This window comes from Pseudomonas sp. Q1, assembly GCF_009935975.1.
GTDB classification, from domain to species: domain Bacteria; phylum Pseudomonadota; class Gammaproteobacteria; order Pseudomonadales; family Pseudomonadaceae; genus Aquipseudomonas; species Aquipseudomonas palleroniana.
The window spans coordinates 92,319-110,044 of the sequence record NZ_QODI01000001.1 but is presented as its reverse complement, the minus strand read 5'-3'; the positions used below and the strand labels follow the sequence as shown (position 1 = coordinate 110,044).

At 60.7% G+C, this 17,726-nt stretch carries 20 protein-coding genes; 4 read left to right on the top strand and 16 right to left on the bottom strand.

Going from position 1 to position 17,726, the window contains the following annotated elements; all coding sequences use genetic code 11:
• Nucleotides 1-19 precede the first annotated feature (19 nt).
• Nucleotides 20-430, top strand: coding sequence for a hydroxyisourate hydrolase (uraH, locus tag DK870_RS00425; protein ID WP_090367577.1), 411 nt, complete (start codon nucleotides 20-22; stop codon nucleotides 428-430).
• Nucleotides 431-438: 8 nt separating this feature from the next.
• On the opposite strand, the gene DK870_RS00420 is transcribed toward uraH, so the two are convergent.
• Nucleotides 439-1,125, bottom strand: coding sequence for a Crp/Fnr family transcriptional regulator (locus DK870_RS00420; RefSeq protein ID WP_161547636.1), 687 nt, complete (start codon nucleotides 1,123-1,125; stop codon nucleotides 439-441).
• A gap of 83 nt (nucleotides 1,126-1,208) precedes the next feature.
• Here DK870_RS00420 and DK870_RS00415 point away from each other — a divergent pair, with 83 nt between their 5' ends.
• A complete protein-coding gene (locus tag DK870_RS00415; protein ID WP_161547634.1) occupies nucleotides 1,209-1,736 on the top strand; it encodes a DUF962 domain-containing protein in 528 nt (175 codons plus the stop codon).
• 154 nt (nucleotides 1,737-1,890) lie between these two features.
• Here DK870_RS00415 and DK870_RS00410 read toward each other — a convergent pair whose 3' ends face one another.
• The 6 genes from DK870_RS00410 to dibA all read right to left on the bottom strand — a co-directional run bounded on the left by DK870_RS00410 (nucleotide 1,891) and on the right by dibA (nucleotide 8,175).
• Entirely contained in the window at nucleotides 1,891-2,871 is a 981-nt protein-coding gene (locus DK870_RS00410; RefSeq protein WP_060755538.1) for a sulfate/molybdate ABC transporter ATP-binding protein, read from the bottom strand.
• Nucleotides 2,872-2,874: 3 nt separating this feature from the next.
• Nucleotides 2,875-3,747: a sulfate ABC transporter permease subunit CysW gene (gene cysW, locus DK870_RS00405; protein WP_060755537.1), complete on the bottom strand. Its 873-nt coding sequence runs from the start codon at nucleotides 3,745-3,747 to the stop codon at nucleotides 2,875-2,877.
• A gap of 13 nt (nucleotides 3,748-3,760) precedes the next feature.
• Nucleotides 3,761-4,579: a sulfate ABC transporter permease subunit CysT gene (cysT, locus tag DK870_RS00400; RefSeq protein ID WP_104995186.1), complete on the bottom strand. Its 819-nt coding sequence runs from the start codon at nucleotides 4,577-4,579 to the stop codon at nucleotides 3,761-3,763.
• Between the two features lie 188 nt (nucleotides 4,580-4,767).
• Nucleotides 4,768-5,778 carry a sulfate ABC transporter substrate-binding protein gene (locus tag DK870_RS00395; protein ID WP_060755535.1) on the bottom strand — a complete coding sequence of 337 codons (1,011 nt, stop codon included), beginning with the start codon at nucleotides 5,776-5,778 and terminating at the stop codon, nucleotides 4,768-4,770.
• A gap of 66 nt (nucleotides 5,779-5,844) precedes the next feature.
• The gene (gene oscA / locus DK870_RS00390; protein ID WP_060755534.1) at nucleotides 5,845-6,027 is read right to left on the bottom strand and encodes a sulfur starvation response protein OscA; all 183 of its coding nucleotides are present in this window, start codon (nucleotides 6,025-6,027) and stop codon (nucleotides 5,845-5,847) included.
• A gap of 234 nt (nucleotides 6,028-6,261) precedes the next feature.
• The gene (dibA, locus tag DK870_RS00385; RefSeq protein ID WP_161547632.1) at nucleotides 6,262-8,175 is read right to left on the bottom strand and encodes a phosphodiesterase DibA; all 1,914 of its coding nucleotides are present in this window, start codon (nucleotides 8,173-8,175) and stop codon (nucleotides 6,262-6,264) included.
• 166 nt (nucleotides 8,176-8,341) lie between these two features.
• Here dibA and desA point away from each other — a divergent pair, with 166 nt between their 5' ends.
• On the top strand, nucleotides 8,342-9,526 hold the full coding sequence (gene desA / locus DK870_RS00380; protein WP_060755532.1) for a delta-9 fatty acid desaturase DesA: 1,185 nt from the start codon (nucleotides 8,342-8,344) through the stop codon (nucleotides 9,524-9,526).
• Between the two features lie 313 nt (nucleotides 9,527-9,839).
• Nucleotides 9,840-10,841: a sensor domain-containing diguanylate cyclase gene (locus tag DK870_RS00375; protein ID WP_161547630.1), complete on the top strand. Its 1,002-nt coding sequence runs from the start codon at nucleotides 9,840-9,842 to the stop codon at nucleotides 10,839-10,841.
• A gap of 331 nt (nucleotides 10,842-11,172) precedes the next feature.
• On the opposite strand, the gene gabT is transcribed toward DK870_RS00375, so the two are convergent.
• The 9 genes from gabT to DK870_RS00330 all read right to left on the bottom strand — a co-directional run bounded on the left by gabT (nucleotide 11,173) and on the right by DK870_RS00330 (nucleotide 17,658).
• Entirely contained in the window at nucleotides 11,173-12,450 is a 1,278-nt protein-coding gene (gene gabT, locus DK870_RS00370) for a 4-aminobutyrate--2-oxoglutarate transaminase (protein ID WP_090367592.1), read from the bottom strand.
• A 179-nt stretch (nucleotides 12,451-12,629) separates the two neighbouring features.
• Nucleotides 12,630-14,072, bottom strand: coding sequence for an NADP-dependent succinate-semialdehyde dehydrogenase (gabD, locus tag DK870_RS00365; protein WP_060755529.1), 1,443 nt, complete (start codon nucleotides 14,070-14,072; stop codon nucleotides 12,630-12,632).
• Between the two features lie 296 nt (nucleotides 14,073-14,368).
• On the bottom strand, nucleotides 14,369-14,683 hold the full coding sequence (locus tag DK870_RS00360; protein ID WP_090367596.1) for a RebB family R body protein: 315 nt from the start codon (nucleotides 14,681-14,683) through the stop codon (nucleotides 14,369-14,371).
• Between the two features lie 50 nt (nucleotides 14,684-14,733).
• A complete protein-coding gene (locus DK870_RS00355) occupies nucleotides 14,734-15,048 on the bottom strand; it encodes a RebB family R body protein (RefSeq protein ID WP_060755527.1) in 315 nt (104 codons plus the stop codon).
• Between the two features lie 82 nt (nucleotides 15,049-15,130).
• Nucleotides 15,131-15,463, bottom strand: a complete 333-nt coding sequence (locus DK870_RS00350) for a hypothetical protein (protein WP_104995181.1) — start codon at nucleotides 15,461-15,463, stop codon at nucleotides 15,131-15,133.
• Nucleotides 15,464-15,503: 40 nt separating this feature from the next.
• Nucleotides 15,504-16,130 (bottom strand): hypothetical protein, encoded by a 627-nt coding sequence (locus DK870_RS00345; RefSeq protein WP_060755525.1) that lies wholly within the window; start codon nucleotides 16,128-16,130, stop codon nucleotides 15,504-15,506.
• 71 nt (nucleotides 16,131-16,201) lie between these two features.
• Nucleotides 16,202-16,774 carry a hypothetical protein gene (locus DK870_RS00340; protein ID WP_104995180.1) on the bottom strand — a complete coding sequence of 191 codons (573 nt, stop codon included), beginning with the start codon at nucleotides 16,772-16,774 and terminating at the stop codon, nucleotides 16,202-16,204.
• A gap of 18 nt (nucleotides 16,775-16,792) precedes the next feature.
• Nucleotides 16,793-17,020, bottom strand: coding sequence for a RebB family R body protein (locus DK870_RS00335; protein WP_003187543.1), 228 nt, complete (start codon nucleotides 17,018-17,020; stop codon nucleotides 16,793-16,795).
• Between the two features lie 95 nt (nucleotides 17,021-17,115).
• Entirely contained in the window at nucleotides 17,116-17,658 is a 543-nt protein-coding gene (locus tag DK870_RS00330) for an RNA polymerase sigma factor (protein WP_060755523.1), read from the bottom strand.
• Between the last annotated feature and the right edge of the window lie 68 nt (nucleotides 17,659-17,726).

Genomic DNA, 17,726 nt, shown 5'->3' with positions numbered 1-17,726 from the left:
CCCTGACAAGGAGTTCTCGATGAAAACCCTCAGCATCACCCTCGCCGCCCTCAGCCTCAGTGGCCTGTGCAACCTGGCCCTGGCCGATGGCAACCCGTTGAGCGTGCATGTACTCAACTTGGAAAATGGGCTGCCATCCGCCGGCGTCAGCGTGACCCTGGAGCAGCAGGTCGGCAATCAGTGGCAGCCACTTTCCGAAGGTGTCACCAACCAGCAGGGCCGTATCGCCGAACTGTTCCCCGCCAACCGCAGCATGACGCCGGGTGAGTATCGCGTGGTGTTCAAGACCGGCGACTATTACAAGAAGGCCAACCGCGAGACATTCTTCCCCGAGGTACCGGTGATTTTCCAGGTCAAGCAGGCCGACCAGCATTACCACATCCCGCTGCTGCTCAGCCCTTACGGGTTCTCCACCTATCGCGGCTCGTAGTTCCTCACTCAGACGCCTGCGGCGCGCCGCAGGCCCTGCAAATCCAGGACTTCAATCGCGCCGTAACTCAGGCCGATGGTGCCCTGCTGTTCCAGGGCCTTGAGCAGACTGTTGGTGGTCTGGCGAGACAGGCCCAACATCGCCGCAAGATCCTCCTGGGGCAGTTGCAGGGTGCGCCGCACCTGGTCTGTTTCACCGTAGCCCTCGGCGATCATCAGCAGCCGGTGGGCCAGGCGTGCGGACGCGGGCATCAGGCTCATCTGTTCGATATTGATCAACGACAGGCGCAGCTTGTGGCTCATCAACAAGGCCAGGTCGCGCCAATACGCCGGATGGTGTTCGAGGACGCCAAGCAGCGCCATCTGCGGCACCTGCAACAGCATGCAGGCGCCCATGGCCAGGGCGTCGTGGGTGCGCGGCAGGTTATCGAACAGGCAGATTTCGCCGAACCAGTAAGGCGTTTCAACCAGGCTCAATACCGCTTCCTTGCCTTGGGCATTCACCGCGCTGATGCGTACCGCGCCGTCCAGCACCGCATACAGGCCGCAAGGCGGGTCACCACGCTTGAACAGGTATTGCCCGGCCTCCAGCTGCCGCAACCGGGCATGGGCCAGCAGGCTATGCTGAAAAGGCTCAGGCAAATGGCTGAACCAATGCCCGGCGGCCAGCAGTGAGTGCCATTGCTCTGTGTCCATGAGAACTCCGAAGATTGTCGGCCAGTTGACAGTCAGTCGCTGGCTGACAGGGCATGATCAAACATCCTACAGGAGGAACAACAATGAAAAGCCTCGTCGACCACCTCAGTCAATACGCCGCCTACCATCGCGACCCGCGCAATATCGCCAGCCACTTTATCGGTATCCCACTCATCGTGGTGGCGGTTGCCGTGCTGCTGTCACGCCCCGAGTGGGCGGTAGGCGGGCTGTGGTTATCACCTGCGGTGTTGTTGGCGTTGTTTTCGGCGTGGTTTTACCTGCGCCTGGAGCTGGCGCTGGGCGTGTTGATGACGGCGCTGATGGGCTTGTCGGTGTGGGCCGGGCACGCACTCGCAGCGCAGAGCACGACGGTGTGGCTGAGCAGTGGCATCGGTCTGTTTGTGGTGGGCTGGGTGATTCAGTTTGTCGGGCATTACTACGAAGGCCGCAAGCCTGCGTTTGTGGATGATGTGTCGGGGCTGATCGTCGGGCCGTTGTTTGTGATGGCGGAGTTGGCGTTTTTGCTGGGGTTGCGCCATGGCCTGAAAGAGCAGATCGAACAGCGCTCAGGCCCTGTGGCACGCCGCGATCTGAAACCGAGAGAAGTCTAAAAGTGGGAGGGGGCTTGCTCCCGATGGCGGTGGATCAGCCAGCTTATCTGCCGCTGCCCCACCGCTATCGGGAGCAAGCCCCCTCCCACATTGGCCCCATTTCAGATTGGTCCTATCTCAGATTGGCCCCATTCAGATTGGGTTTGCGAGCCTGTCAGGCTTTTTGCCAGACCTTGGGTTTGAAGAACAGCGTTTCGCCCCGCGCCAGGCCGATCAGGCTGTCGTGATCCTTCACCACTTCGGCCTCGATCAGCTCGCTCTGGCCTTCAACCTTCAGGGTTACCCGCGTGGTGGCCCCCAATGGACGGATATCGCGCACCTCAGCCGCGTGGTGGTCTTCCAGCTCATGCCGTGACAGCGACACTTCGTGCGGCCGGAACAGCACGTGCTGGTCCTCGCCCAGATGCAGACGGTTGGAGTCACCGAGGAAGTGGTACACAAAGTCGCTGGCCGGATTTTCATAGACATCACCCGGTGAGCCGATCTGCTCGATCACGCCTTTGTTCATCACCACGATACGGTCGGCGACTTCCATGGCCTCTTCCTGGTCGTGGGTCACGAACACCGAGGTCAGGTTGATGTCTTCGTGCAGGCGCGCCAGCCAGCGGCGCAGTTCCTTGCGCACCTTGGCGTCGAGGGCACCGAAAGGCTCATCCAGCAGCAGCACCTTGGGCTCCACCGCCAGGGCACGGGCCAGGGCGATACGCTGGCGCTGGCCACCGGAGAGTTGTTCCGGGTAGCGATCGGACAGCCAATCGAGCTGCACCATGTTCAGCAGCTCGTGCACCTTGCTCGCGATCTGGCTTTCGCTCGGGCGTTGGTTTTTCGGCTTCATGCGCAGGCCGAAGGCGACGTTATCGAACACCGTCATATGGCGAAACAACGCGTAGTGCTGGAACACGAAGCCGACGTTGCGATCCCGCACGTCGTGGCCGGACACGTCTTCACCGTGGAACACGATATTGCCGGCGTCCGGGGTCTCAAGGCCCGCGATGATGCGCAACAAGGTGGTCTTGCCGCAGCCGGACGGGCCGAGCAACGCCACCAACTCGCCACTCTGGATGTCCAGATTGATGCTGTTCAGGGCCTTGAAGGCGTTGAAGTTCTTGCTGACATTACGGACTTCGATCGACATGACTTATTCCTCACCGGCGCTTTTGCGCAGGCGGTTGATACGGTTCTCGCTCCACTGCTTGAGCAGCAGGATGAAGAGCGCCAGGATCAGCAACAGGCTGGCCACCGCAAACGCGGCAACGTGGTTGTATTCGTTGTAGAGAATCTCGACATGCAGCGGCAGGGTGTTGGTCACGCCACGAATGTGGCCGGACACGACCGACACCGCGCCGAACTCGCCCATGGCCCGGGCGGTGCACAGCACCACGCCGTAGATCAGGCCCCATTTGATGTTCGGCACGGTCACATGCCAGAACATCTGCCAGCCATTGGCGCCGAGCAGGCGCGCAGCCTCTTCTTCCTGGGTGCCCTGCTCCTGCATCAGCGGGATCAACTCACGCGCCACGAAAGGCACGGTGACGAAGATGGTGGCAAGCACAATGCCGGGCAAGGCGAATACGATCTGGATGTCATGCGCTTGCAGCCATGGGCCAAAAAACCCCTGGGCACCAAACATCAGTACATAGACCAGGCCCGCGATCACCGGTGAAACCGAAAACGGCAGGTCGATCAGCGTCACCAGGATGCTTTTGCCACGGAACGAATATTTGCTTACGCACCATGCCGCGCTGACGCCGAACACCAGGTTGAGCGGCACCGAAATCACTACCGCGATCACCGTGAGCTTCAGCGCCGACAGCGCGTCGGGTTCGAGGATCGCGGTGAAGAAAGCACCGAGACCATTCTTCAAGCCCTGGGACACCACGATAAACAGTGGCAACAGCAGGAACAGTGCAAACACCAGCCAGCCGAGGCTGATCAGGATACGTCGCGATACGGCACTGCCACGCCGGGCAGCGTTGGCCGAGGACGCGGCGGAAATAGACGATTGGGACATGTTCCGCGCCTCCTTATGGACGTTCGATGCGCCGCTGCAACAAGTTGATCAGCAGCAACAAGACAAAGGAAACCACCAGCATCAACACGCCGATGGAAGTGGCGCCGCGGTAGTCGTACTGATCGAGCTTGACCATGATCAGCAACGGCAGGATCTCGGTTTTCATCGGCATGTTGCCGGCGATGAAAATCACCGAACCGTATTCACCCACGCCTCGGGCAAATGCCAGGGCGAAGCCGGTCAGCCAGGCAGGCAACAACGCAGGCACCAGGATGTAGCGGAAAACCTGCAGCGGCTTGGCGCCCAGGCAGGCGGCGGCCTCTTCAACTTCCCGGGGGATATCGGCGAGCACCGGCTGCACCGTACGCACCACGAATGGCAGCGTGACGAAGGTCAGCGCCAGGGTGATACCCAACGGGGTGTAGGCGATCTTGAAGCCCAGGTCTGCGGCGAACTGGCCAACCAGGCCATTAGGCGTGTACAGCGCAGTCAGCGCGATACCGGCCACGGCGGTGGGCAGGGCGAACGGCAGGTCGATCATCGCATCGATGATCTTGCGTCCGGGGAAGGTGTAGCGCACCAGCACCCAGGCCAGCAGCGTGCCGATCACGCCGTTGATCAGGGCGGCATACAGCGCGGTGCTGAAGCTGAGTTTCAACGCCGCCAGCACCCGTGGTGCGCTGATGATGTTCCAGAACTGATCCCAGGTGAGTTGAGCGGCGTGTACAAACATCGCCGCCAGGGGGATGAGTACGATCAGGCTGAGGTACACCACGGTGTAGCCCAGCGTCAGCCCGAAGCCGGGTATGACGGGGGAAATACGACGCGACATAAGAGTCCTTGGTTAGCGGTGACATACCACTGCGGTAGCGAACCTATCGTGGCGAGGGAGCTTGCTCCCGCTGGGCTGCGCAGCGGCCCCAAAACCAGGCGACTGAGTTGCCGGTTTGGGAGCGCTTCGCGCTCCAGCGGGAGCAAGCTCCCTCGCCACGGAAAGCGGGCTCCAACAGATAATTTGGCTTATTGCGCCGTGTAAATCTGGTCGAACACACCACCGTCATTGAAGAATTTCGGTTGGGCAGTTTTCCAGCCGCCGAAGTCTTTGTCGATAGTCACCAGGTCCAGTTTCGGGAACTGCTGGGCGTATTTTGCAGCGACTTTCTCATCGCGTGGGCGGTAGAAGTTCTTCGCCGCAATCTCCTGGCCAGCCGGGCTGTACAGGTGTTTGAGGTATTCGGTGGCGATCTCGGTGTTGCCCTTTTTCTCGGCGTTCTTGTCGACCACGGCCACCGGCGGCTCCGCGAGGATCGACAGGGACGGTACGACGATATCGAACTTATCGGCGCCGCCGTCTTCTTTCAACGCCAGGAACGCCTCGTTTTCCCAGGCCAGCAACACGTCACCCTGACCGTTGTTGACGAAGGTGATGGTCGAGCCGCGGGCGCCGGTGTCCAGCACAGGAACGTGCTTGAACAGCTCTTTCACGTATTCCTGGGCCTTGGCTTCGCTACCGCCAGCCTTCAGGCCGTAGGCCCAGGCGGCGAGGAAGTTCCAGCGAGCACCGCCGGAGGTTTTCGGGTTCGGGGTAATCACCGAAACGTCTTTCTTGATCAGGTCGCCCCAATCCTTGATGCCTTTGGGGTTGCCCTTGCGCACCAGGAACACGATGGTCGAGGTGTACGGGGTGCTGGCGTCCGGCAGGCGGGTTTGCCAGTTTTCCGGCAGGGTCTTGCCCAGCTTGGCGATTTCGTCGATGTCGCCGGCCAGCGCCAGGGTCACAACATCAGCGCGCAGGCCGTCGATCACCGCCCGGCCCTGCTTGCCCGAACCGCCATGGGATTGCTGGATCTTGACGTTGTCATCCGGGTGGGACTGTTTCCAGAATTGGGTGAACTCAGCGTTGTAGTCCTGGTACAGCTCACGGGTCGGGTCGTACGAGACGTTGAGCAACTCGTAGTCCTTGGCAACGGCGGAACCGGCAAACACGGCACTGGCCAGGGCGGCCAAGGCATAACGGCGAATCGACGACATAGAAGGCTCCTGAAATTCGGGGTGTTGGCTTTTTCTTATAGTTGCGGGGTCTATCGCCGTAGTTGCTTAGTTCGGTTTGTTACCCGGGTTCTGCAAACGGAATTTTTCCTTGCGTTCGATCTGTACCACTTGAGCGTTGTGCACGGTGATTTCCACCGCGCCAAACCGCAGATCGCGCAGGGCGCTCTGGATCTCACGCAAAATGGCTGCTTCGTCCTGGCCGTCGACGCTACGTAGAGATGCGCTCATGGTCTCGCTCCTGAAATGAATAGTGCCTCGCAGTGGCGGCACTGCTTGCGGCGTGAGAGCGATAGTAGATAAGCGCGGATATTCTTAAAAATACTATTTAAGAATGTTTATATAACCAGAAAGAATTTTCTGGCAAGACTTGGAGTTGCAAAGGTTTTTTATCTTCACTCGCTGAAATCAAGCCCAGTGACGTTCCACATGTGGGAGCAAGCCCCCTCCCACACTTGGCCATCTTCAAGGGCGGATCGCAGGCGCCCGGGACCAGTCGATTTCCGCCGCCGGCATGGGCCGCCCAAACCAATACCCCTGGCCCATATCGCATTCCTGCTCCAACAGAAACCTTGCCTGCTCCACCTGCTCAATCCCTTCGGCATGCACTTGCATGCCCATGCTTTTCGCCAGGGCGATCACCACGCGCACAATGGCCGCATCGTCTTCATCCCACGGCAACCCGGCGACAAAGCCCTGGTCGATCTTGAGCTTCTGCACCGGCAGGCGCTTGAGGCGCAGCAGCGAAGAATAGCCGGTGCCAAAATCATCGATGGCCAGGCGCAAGCCCAGTTCACGCAGGCGGTGCAGTTGCTCCAGGGCGACCTCAGGGTCATCCATCACCGCACTTTCCGTGACTTCCAGCTCCAGGAACGCCGGCGCCAGGCCAGTACTGTGCAGGACCTGGGCAACTTGTTCGTACAGTTCGCGTCGGGCGAACAAACGGCTGGACACGTTGACCGCAATAAAACTCAGCGGCGCGCCTTCAGCCAGCCATTGGCACATCTGGCGACAGGCTTCGTGCATCACCCAGGCATCAATGTCGGCAATCAGCCCGGTGCGCTCGGCGATCGGGATAAATTCGCCCGGCGGCACCAGGCCACGCTCCGGATGCTGCCAGCGCACCAAGGCTTCGACACCGATCAGGCGGCTGTCTTGCAGGTCATGCACGGGTTGGTAGTAGACACGCAGCTCTTGCTGCTCAAGGGCGCGGCGCAATTCACCGGCGATTTCCACCCGATGCTGGGCATGGGCGGTGAGTTCTTCGGTGTACAGCGCGTAACCTTCGCGCCCGGCGCTCTTGGCCTTGAACAAGGCCGAGTCGGCATTGCGCAGCAGCTGTTCGGCGCTGAGGGCGTCGCTGGGAAACAGGCTGATGCCAATGCTGGCACTGATAAACAGCTGGTTGCCGTCAAACACGAACGGCTCTTTCATCGCATCGAGGATTCTCTGGGCCAATGCGGCCGCCTGAACCACCTGTGGACAACTTTCCACCAACACGGCGAACTCATCCCCACCCAGGCGCGCCAGCGTGACGCCGGGGCCGAACAGGCCTTTCAAGCGCTCCCCCACCGCCTTGAGCAATTGGTCGCCGGTGGTGTGGCCGAGGCTGTCGTTGATGATCTTGAAGTGGTCCAGGTCCATCAACAGCAGCGCACAGCCACGTTTATGCACTTGAGCCGAGGCCAGTGCCTGGTGGGCACGGTCGCTGAAGAGCAGGCGGTTGGGCAGGTCGGTCAGTGGGTCATGATGGGCCAGGCGGGCCAGTTCGTGCTCGGAATCCTTGATGGCGCTGATATCGGAAAAGACCGCCACGTAGTGAGTGGCCTTGCCTTGGTCATCGCGGATCACGCGGATGGTTTGCCACTGTGGATAAATCTCGCCGCTTTTGCGCCGGTTCCAGATTTCACCGCTCCATTCGTCGGTGCGCTCCAGGGTCTGGAACATCTGCTGGTAGAAATTCGACGAATGGCGCCCCGATTTGAACAGGCTCGGCCGCTTGCCCATGACGTCTTCGCCGCTGTAGCCGGTGATCGCCATGAAGGCGCGGTTGACGTGCACGATCAACCCCCGAGCGTCGGTGACCAGTACTCCTTCGCGGGTGCAATCGAACACCGCCGCAGCCTGTTGCAGGCGCTCGTGATTCTCCTTCAAGGGCTGCTGCACCTGGTGTGTACGCGCAAAGCGCGCACAGATCAGGTAGATCACCAGCGCACTGAGGCCCACCCACACGTAGCCGCGCGCCTGCAGCCAGCGTCCCAACTCCCACGGGTTATCGAGAAAGTTGATCAATAGGTGGTTGCTGAGCTGGAGCCACACAACGGAAACCAGCAGGTACACCAGCCCTACGCGTAGGGCTCCTCGGTATGAATACAGCATATCTTCAGTAATCCTTACCAAAAAAACAGAATCGCCCTACAAAGGCTGAGGATTATAGAATAAGAAACATCCAGTCACTCCTATCTGAAACGGTGGCTGGTTTTCTCTGTTGGCTTAGTGATAATGCGTGAGCTGTCTTTTTCTTTATCTGAGGGCCATACAGCCTATGTGGTACAACGGTTTTCTTGACCTGTCAGCCTGGCAACTGGTGGCAGTCACGCTGTTGATGACCCACGTGACCATTGTCGGGGTCACCGTCTATCTGCACCGTTATTCGGCCCATCGCTCCCTGGAGCTCAATGCCGGCCTGAAACACTTCTTCCGCTTCTGGCTGTGGCTGACCACGGCGCAGAACACCCGCGAGTGGACGGCCATCCACCGCAAACACCACGCCAAATGCGAAACCGTCGACGACCCGCATAGCCCGGTCATCAAAGGTTTGTCCACAGTGCTGCGCAAAGGTGCCGAGCTGTATCGGGCCGAGGCTGAAAACCCCGAGACCCTGCGCATCTACGGCAAGAACTGCCCGGACGACTGGATCGAACGCAAAATCTACACGCCCTACCCGTTGCTGGGCGTGGCGATCATGGGCGTGATCGACCTGCTGCTGTTCGGCACTATCGGCATCACCATCTGGGCGATCCAGATGATGTGGATTCCGTTCTGGGCCGCCGGTGTGATCAACGGCCTGGGGCATGCCGTGGGCTACCGCAATTTCGAATGCCGTGACGCGGCCACCAACCTGGTGCCCTGGGGCATCATCGTCGGCGGCGAAGAGCTGCACAACAACCACCATACCTACCCCAACTCGGCCAAGCTGTCGGTCAAGAAGTGGGAGTTCGACCTGGGCTGGGCGTGGATCAAGGTATTCAGCTTCCTGCGCCTGGCCAAGGTGCAACGCGTTGCGCCTATCGCGCACCGCGTCGAGGGCAAGGGCCACCTGGACATGGACACCGCCATGGCGATCCTCAACAACCGCTTCCAGATCATGGCGCAGTACCGCAAGCTGGTGATCGGGCCGCTGGTCAAGCAGGAGCTGGAGAAGGTCGATCACTCGGTGCGTCACCAGTTCCACCGTGCCAAGCGCCTGCTCTCGCGGGAAACCAGCCTGCTGGATGACCGTCACCACCTGCGCATCCAGAACATGCTGGAGCACAGCCATGCGCTGACCGTGATCTACGAGAAGCGCCTGGCGTTGCAGCAGATCTGGGTGAAGACCAGTTCCAATGGCCACGACATGCTGGCGGCGATCAAGGAATGGGTGCACGAGGCCGAGGCCAGCGGCATCCAATCCCTGCGCGATTTTGCTCACCAGCTCAAGACCTATTCGCTGCGCCCTGCAGCGGCCTGACCGGTACTCAAAGCCCTCCTGTGGTGAGGGCGCTTGCTCCCGCTGGGCCGCAAAGCGGCCCCAGCCTTTGGTTTGGCTGGGACTGCTGCGCAGTCCAACCCGAGCAAGCTCGATCGCCCAAGGTAGAGCGCTCGCCTTGACTTGACAGCACGCCGAGTTTGGCTTGCCACCGGTTTCTGACGTCATTTCTTAGTCAACCGGATCATGGAACTTCACCGCAAATCCCCTCTCTCAATCAACACTTCGCCATCATGGTGGCCCTTGTAGTGACCGCTGCCCGATGCCGGCAGCGTGCCCAGAGAGAGTTGTGCCGATGGTTCACGAAAAGCCCTTTGCACCCAATACCCCGACGGCCGAACACCCCCGCCCGGCTGCGGCATCAACCCTGTTGGCGTTGATGCATGCCCAAGGAGAGGTCGAGCGGCTGAGTGAGCGCGAACAGCTGCTCAGCTCGCTGCTGGTCAGCGTGAATGCCGTGCTGTGGTCCATCGATTGGGAAAGCCGCCGCGTGCTGTACGTGAGCCCGGCCTATGAACGGATATTTGGTCGCTCCGCCAGCCTGCTGCTGGCCGACCACCGCGAATGGCGCAACAGCGTCCACCCCGAAGACCTCGACTACGCCGAACAAAGCCTGGCCCGCGTGCTCGAACAAGGCGCCGTGGAAGACCGCGAGTACCGCATCATCACCGCCGACGGTCACATCCGCTGGCTGAGCGACAAGTGCTATATCAACCAACAGGTCGAGCCGGGCAAGCCGGTGATCGTGGTCGGCATAGCCGAGGACATCACCGAAAAAAAGCAGCTGGAGCTTGAGCTGCATCGCTTGGCCACCACCGACGTGCTGACCCAGAGCAGCAATCGCCGGCACTTCTTCGAGTGCGCCAACCAGGCGTTCGACAGCGCCTGTGCCCAAGGCACCCCGCTGGCTTTCCTGTTGCTGGACATCGATGATTTCAAGGACATCAACGACTCCTACGGCCATCTGGAGGGCGATCAGGTACTGCGGCGCATCGCCGAAAGCGGTCGAGGGGTATTGCGCCGTGGCGATCTGTTCGGACGCATTGGCGGCGAAGAGTTCGCCGCAGTGTTGCCCGGTTGTGCGCCCGAGATGGCGTTGCAGGTCGCCGAGCGGCTGGGCAAGGAAATCCAGGCGTTGGGTTTCAGCTATGAGGGCCGTGAGTTCACCGTGACCATCAGCCAGGGCCTGGCCGGCCTGCGCGAAGACGACTCGACCCTGGACAGCCTGTTTGCCCGGGCCGACGCCGCGATGTACGAAGCCAAACGCCAGGGCAAGAACCGCGTGGTAGCGGGCTGAAGCTCGGCGGAGGGCGTGCCAGGCACCAGATGATTGGCTAACACGACGCTATCGGGGCAAGCCCTAATGCCAGTCAGTTAAGCGATAAAGCGGACGATGAATAAATTGTGGGAGGGGGCTTGCTCCCGATGGCGGTGTGTCAGGTTCAGAAACCGTGACTGACACACCGCCATCGGGATCAAGCCCCCTCCCACAGTGACCGCGTTAATCCTTAACTGACTGATATTAGGGCAAGCCCCCCTCCCACATTTCAACTCGGGCGTCTGTTAGGTAACCGGCGTAAAAAAACCCGCCGAAGCGGGTTTTTTCCGTCAAACAGTTCAGCGTCCGCTTACAGCTCGGAGAAGCACTCTTCGATGATTGCCAAGCCTTTGTCCAACTGCTCGTCCGGCGAGGTCAGCGGCACCAGTACGCGCAACACGTTGCCGTAGGTACCGCAGGACAACAGGATCAAGCCCTTGTCACGCGCCTTGGCCACCACCGAAGCCACGGCGGCGGCGTTCGGCTTGTGGCTGTCGCCATCTTCGAACAGCTCGACCGCAATCATCGCGCCCAGGGCACGCACGTCGCCAATCACCGGGTACTTGGCTTGAATCGCCTTCAGGCCAGTCACCAGGCGCTCGCCCACGGCCTTGCAGCGGTCCAGCAGGTGCTCTTCTTCGAACACATCCATCACGGCCAGGGCCGCGGCGCAAGCGATCGGGCTACCGGCATAGGTGCCGCCCAGGCCACCCGGAGCGATGGCGTCCATGTATTCGGCCTTGCCGCACACACCGGCCAACGGGAAGCCGCCGGCGATGGATTTGGCGAAGGTGGTCAGGTCGGCAGCGACGCCCATCTGTTCCATGGCGAAGAAAGTACCCGTACGCCCGGCACCGGTTTGCACTTCATCGGCGATCAGCAGGATGCCGTGCTTGTCGCACAGTTCGCGCAGGCGCTTCATGAAGGCTTTAGGCGCGACATAGAAGCCGCCTTCGCCCTGCACCGGCTCAATGATGATGGCCGCGATATCACGGGGCTCGGCGTCGTTCTTGAAGATGCGTTCGATGCTGGCGATCGAATCATCGATGCTCACACCGTGCAGCTCATTGGGGTACAACGCACGGAAGATGCCGCCTGGCATCAGGCCCATACCGGCCGAGTAAGGCACCACTTTGCCGGTCAGGCCCAGGGTCATCATGGTGCGGCCGTGGTAAGCGCCGGTGAACGCGATCACGCCGGCACGGCCGGTGGCGGCACGGGCGATTTTCACGGCGTTCTCGACGGCTTCGGAACCGGTGGTGACCAGCAGGGTTTTCTTGGCGAAATCACCTGGCACCTTGGCGTTCACTTTCTCGCACAGTTCCACGTAAGGCTCGTAGGCCAGAACCTGGAAGCAGGTGTGGGTCAGCTTGTTCAGTTGTTCGGTCACGGCCGCGATGATTTTCGGGTGCACGTGGCCGGTGTTCAGCACGGCGATACCGCCAGCGAAGTCGATAAACTCGCGACCTTCAACGTCGGTGACGCTGGCGTTCTTCGCGGATTCGGCGAAGATCGGGTGAATCTGGCCGACACCGCGGGGTACAGCGGCTTCGCGGCGTTTCATCAGGGAGGCGTTGGTCTTGCTCATAAAGTCCTCATTCGCCACTCATCGGGTGGCGTGGTCCAAGGCATACGTGGCGGGAGGCAACTACGGCAGCATGCGATGATCGACTGCCACAGCTTTCCCGGCCACTACGAATAACGGGGTGAAACACGCAAAGGGTCAGCGCTCTCGTGCCCTCTGCGTTTACCGCATGCTCCTGCCGGTCAGATGCCCAGGCAGAGGTATTTGATTTCCAGGTAGTCCTCGATCCCATACTTGGAACCTTCACGGCCCAGGCCCGAAGCCTTGATGCCGCCGAACGGTGCCACTTCGTTGGAGATCAACCCGGTGTTGACGCCCACCATGCCGTATTCCAGGGCCTCGGCCACACGGAACACACGGCCCAGGTCGCGGGCATAGAAGTAGGAGGCCAGGCCGAACTCTGTGTCGTTGGACATGGCGATCACTTCGGCTTCGTCTTTGAAGCGGAACAGCGGCGCCAGCGGGCCGAAGGTCTCTTCCTTGGCGACGGCGGCGTCTTTCGGCACATCGACCAGGATGGTCGGCTCGAAGAAGTTGCCTTCCATCACCTTGCCACCGGCCAGCAGCTTGGCGCCTTTGCCGAGGGCATCGGCAATGTGCTCCTGGACCTTGGCCACGGCTTTTTCGTCAATCAGCGGACCGGTGGTGGTGCCTTCTTCGAGACCGTTGCCAATCTTGAGCTTGGTCACCGCCACCTTGAGTTTTTCCGCAAACGCGTCGTACACCGAATCCTGGATGTACAGGCGGTTGGCGCAGACGCAGGTCTGGCCGTTGTTGCGGTACTTGGAGATGATCGCGCCTTCGACGGCCTTATCCAGGTCGGCGTCGTCAAACACGATGAACGGCGCGTTGCCGCCCAGCTCCAGGGAGACTTTCTTGATGTCCTTGGCGCATTCGGCCATCAACTGGCGACCGATTTCGGTGGAGCCGGTGAAGGACAATTTACGCACGATCGGGTTGCTGGTCAGCTCGCCGCCGATATCGCCGGCGCTGCCGGTCACCACGCTCAGCACGCCTTTGGGGATACCGGCACGGTGCGCCAGCTCAACCAGGGCCAGGGCCGAGAACGGGGTTTGCGAAGCGGGCTTGATCACCATGGTGCAGCCAGCGGCCAGGGCCGGGCCGGCTTTACGGGTGATCATGGCGGCCGGGAAGTTCCACGGGGTGATGGCAGCGGTCACGCCGATCGGCTGCTTGATCACGATCAGGCGCTTGTCGGGCTGGTGGCCGGGAATCACGTCACCGTAGATGCGCTTGGCTTCTTCGGCGAACCACTCGATAAAGGACGCGGCGTAGGCGATTTCGCCCTTGGCTTCGGCCAGCGGCTTGCCTTGTTCGAGGGTCATCAGGCGGCCGAGGTCGTCCTGGTTTTCGATCAGCAGCTCGAACCAACGGCGCAGCTTGTTGGCGCGCTCCTTGGCCGTCAGCGCACGCCAGGCCGGCAGGGCCTTGTCGGCGGCTTCGATGGCGCGGCGGGTTTCCGCAGCGCCCATCTTCGGCACGGTGCCGAGGATTTCGCCCGTGGCCGGGTTGTTGACCTTGATGGTTTGACCGTTGTCCGCATCGACCCAAGCGCCATCGATAAAGGCTTGCTGGCGGAACAACTGGGTATCTTTGAGCTGCATGTCGGCTTTCCTTAACAGCACCGCGCGCACGCGGAGCGAATTAGAGTTGTTGAAAGGCGCCTTGTGGGCTGCCGTCAGGGAAATCAGCCCCAGCGCGCACGATGATCAGAAAGCGCACGGGAGACAGAGCGTTTGAAATCTCAAACGAATCCTAGGATCAATGGGGGGGCAGGGCAATAGTCTCTTCGAAAAAAAGAACGAAAACCGCGCATTTACCGCACCTTTCGGATCAAGCGTGCAAACGACAACACCCCCGGCGCCTGTTGGGCGACGGGGGTGCCTGAAGCGGTTGCGGTTTAAGGCTGGAACGATTTGAGGATGGTCAACAGGCTGGTCAGGTTGTCGGCCACGCCGCCCTGGGCGACTTTCTCGGTGGCGGCAGCGCCTGCGGTGGTGTCGACGCTGTAGATCTGCATCACGCCCTGGTTGGTGGCGGCCTGGGCCAGGGTGTTTTGCTGCTGCTGGGCCGAGACCGAGTTTTGGAACAGAATCGCCGTGGCCTGGCCCATCGATTGGTAGATCGTGCTCATGGCCATCGCCGGTGCCTCGGCAACGACCTTGACGTTGGTCTGGGTAACGGCATCGGTGATTTGCGGGCTGACAGTACTCATGGGTGAAACTCCTTTGTTAAGAAAGAACAACATCCGTTATCGCTCAGTGCTTAAGACTGGAAAGACTTGAGCACGGTCAACAGGCTGGTGAGGTTATCCGACACGCCGCCTTGGGCGACTTTCTCGGTAGCCGCCGCACCCGCCGTGGTGTCGACGCTGTAGATCTGCATCACGCCCTGGTTGGTGGCGGCCTGGGCCAGGGTGTTTTGCTGCTGCTGCGCGGACACGGCGTTCTGGAACAGAATCGCCGTGGCCTGCGCCATCGATTGATAAATGGTGCTCATCGCCATCGCCGGCGACTCGGCCACGACCTTGACGTTGGTCTGGGTGACCGCGTCGGTAATTTGTTCGTTAACAAATGCCATGATTAACTTCCTTATTGAGTACACGGTGCATTCCGTGTTCATGAATGAACGTTGCGAAACAGGCGCTGTGAAGTGTGCGGTTTCAGGAGCCGGCAGCCTTGGCCAGGGCGGCCTCGATCTGCGCAATCAACTTCTGGATCTCGGCGTTCACTTCACGCTTGAGCTGCGCCCGACCGGCGCTGTCCTCAGGCGTGCTGTTCAACGCTTGGCGTACCGCCTCTTCACTTTGCTCGGCGGCCTTGCGGATCGCCTGTTCGTTGACCCTCGATTGCTCAAGCACCTGGGTGGCGCGCTTGAGGGTTTCATCGACGATGGCCTGGGGTGTTCCGGAGAACATCTGCGGATTTCGCAGCATCGCTTCCAGCCGTTGACGGTCATCGCTCGATAGCACTGAAGGGATGGATGGGTGGGCCATGTCGGTCTCCTTGGGCAATGTAGGGCTGGCGGCAGGCCCGCTAAAGCCGCACCTCCTGACCGTCTTCCCAGAAGCCCGCAAAGTAGAAGCGCGGCGACGAATCACAGAACGTCGCGAGTTCCGCGGGCGTAATCGCCGAAGGCCGCCGATTGAAAATGGCAGGCGGTGGCGGCACCAGGTTAGCCGCGTTGTAGAGGTTGCCCACCTCATAAGCGTTGGCCGCGAATTGTGAGCAAAAGGAACTGCTGCCAATGGCTACCGATTCATTGATTCGATCCTGCAGCGAAGTATCGGACTCCCAAGCTTTGAACGCCGAAAGCATCGCGTTCCACATGCTGTAGCGACCGTCAATTTCGCCACCGAGCTTGTCGAAATAGAACTGTTTGGCCGCTACCGCCGCCGCAAACCCCAGTTCAGTGTCACGGCAGGAAAACACCATGGCGGTGCGAGGTGGTTTTTCCAGGCTCACGTCAGTCAAGGCCAAGCCACTGCCAACGCTTTCGATCACCATCGTCTTGCTCACCGCAATCGCCGGGTGAACCACATTCAGATACGTCGTGTCCTGGGAGAACACTTTGGCTTTGACCAACTGACCGGCCTTGATAAAGGCCCGTGTCGTACTGTCGTCTTCTTGCTTCACCGAAAAAATAAGATCTCCAACGTCCATGATGTCGCTCCTCACTCAAGAAAAGTTGCTGTTGCACCGTTCCAGCAGAACGCCGGAACGCTGTGCTCGGTTCAGGCCGCTGGCGCTGCCCGGTTGGCCAAGGTGTCGGCGTACTTGGCGATGCTCTGGTCGATCTTGTCGATGGCCACGCTGGCAGCCTCGGCCTCCATCGCACCGGCTGCGGCAGCCACGGCGGCGGCCGCGCCCACCAGCAGGTCGGTGGCCAATGCGCCCAAGGCATCCTCGGCGGCGGCCGGCAAGTTGTCCTTGACGATGTTCTCGGTCATTTGCTGCAACAGCACAGCCTGGGCCGCCAAGGCGATCTTGCTGACCCCATCGAAATAGCCCGCCGCCGATTGCGCGACCAACCCCGCCGCCTGGCTGATCATCATGTCGGCCGGCACGGCGATCTGCGCCGGGGCGTAGGCGAAATTCTGCGCATTGGTGAACTGCACCGCCTGGACGATCTGGCTGTTGAGCGCGGCGGTACTGTCAGATGAGGGCGTGCTCGCCTGGTTGAGCAAATGCTCGTTCATGCGCGCCATGATCGAGCGCGTGGGTGACGCTGCCGGGGCGGCCGCCGGGGGTTGCGCGGCGGGTGTTTCAGGCGCGGGGCTGGGCTTTTTTCTGCTGAACCATGACATGGCAAGTCTCCCCAGGGTTTAACCCTTCTCGCCAATCTGCATGATCAACGCAACGGCCTTGGAGATCACCGCGTTGGAAATCTGGTTCATCGCCTGCTGGCTGTTGACGGCGTTCTGCAACGACAAGCCTGCTGCACTGCTAGCCACCTGATACAACGACGCAATGGCCTGCGCCGGCGCCTCCGCGACCACCTTGACGTTGGTTTGGGTCACCGCGTCGGTGATCTGGCTGTTGACCTCTGTCATACATCTCTCCTTGATGGAATTCACCCGATCGGGGTGGGGGTGGCGTGACGCGCTCCTAAACTAGAACGCCTCACGCCGATGTCTGTGAACGGTATTCAGCGCAAAGCGCTGCGCAGCAATTGCACCCGCTTGCGCACCAATGGCAGCTTGACCTGCAGTTCAGCGGCGATCTGGGGGTAAGGCAGGTCATCGACAAAGCGCATCTCGAACAACCGCTGCTGTGCGACAGGCAAGCGCGCCACATGCGCCGTCACTTGCTCCAGGCGCTCATAACGCTCCACCCACTCCAGCACCGAGGCGCAGGGGGCTGCGAGCGCGGCCAGGTGATCGTGCTCAAGATCGACCGAGTCATCGAACAGTTGCCCCTCACGCTTGCCACGCCGCAGGCTGTCGAGAAACACATGGTCGAGCACGAGAAACAGAAACCCCTGAGGGTCGCGAATACGCTCAGGCGAGCGCCGAAAAAACAGCAGGGCCTTGATCGCCGTTGCCGACAACCATTCCTGGCCCTGATCCCGGTTACCCTTGGCACGCCGCAGCGCACGCCGCTTCAACTCGCCCTGGACGGCGCGCCAACTCGCTTCAAACAAGCGGTCATCCGCCACCCATTGATCCTTGAACGGAACAGTCATCCCCATCGCAAGCACTCCTGTGCATCCTTGATGAAGGGCCAGTGTGCGAGGCGCAAACAGGCGCGCGCTGTTAC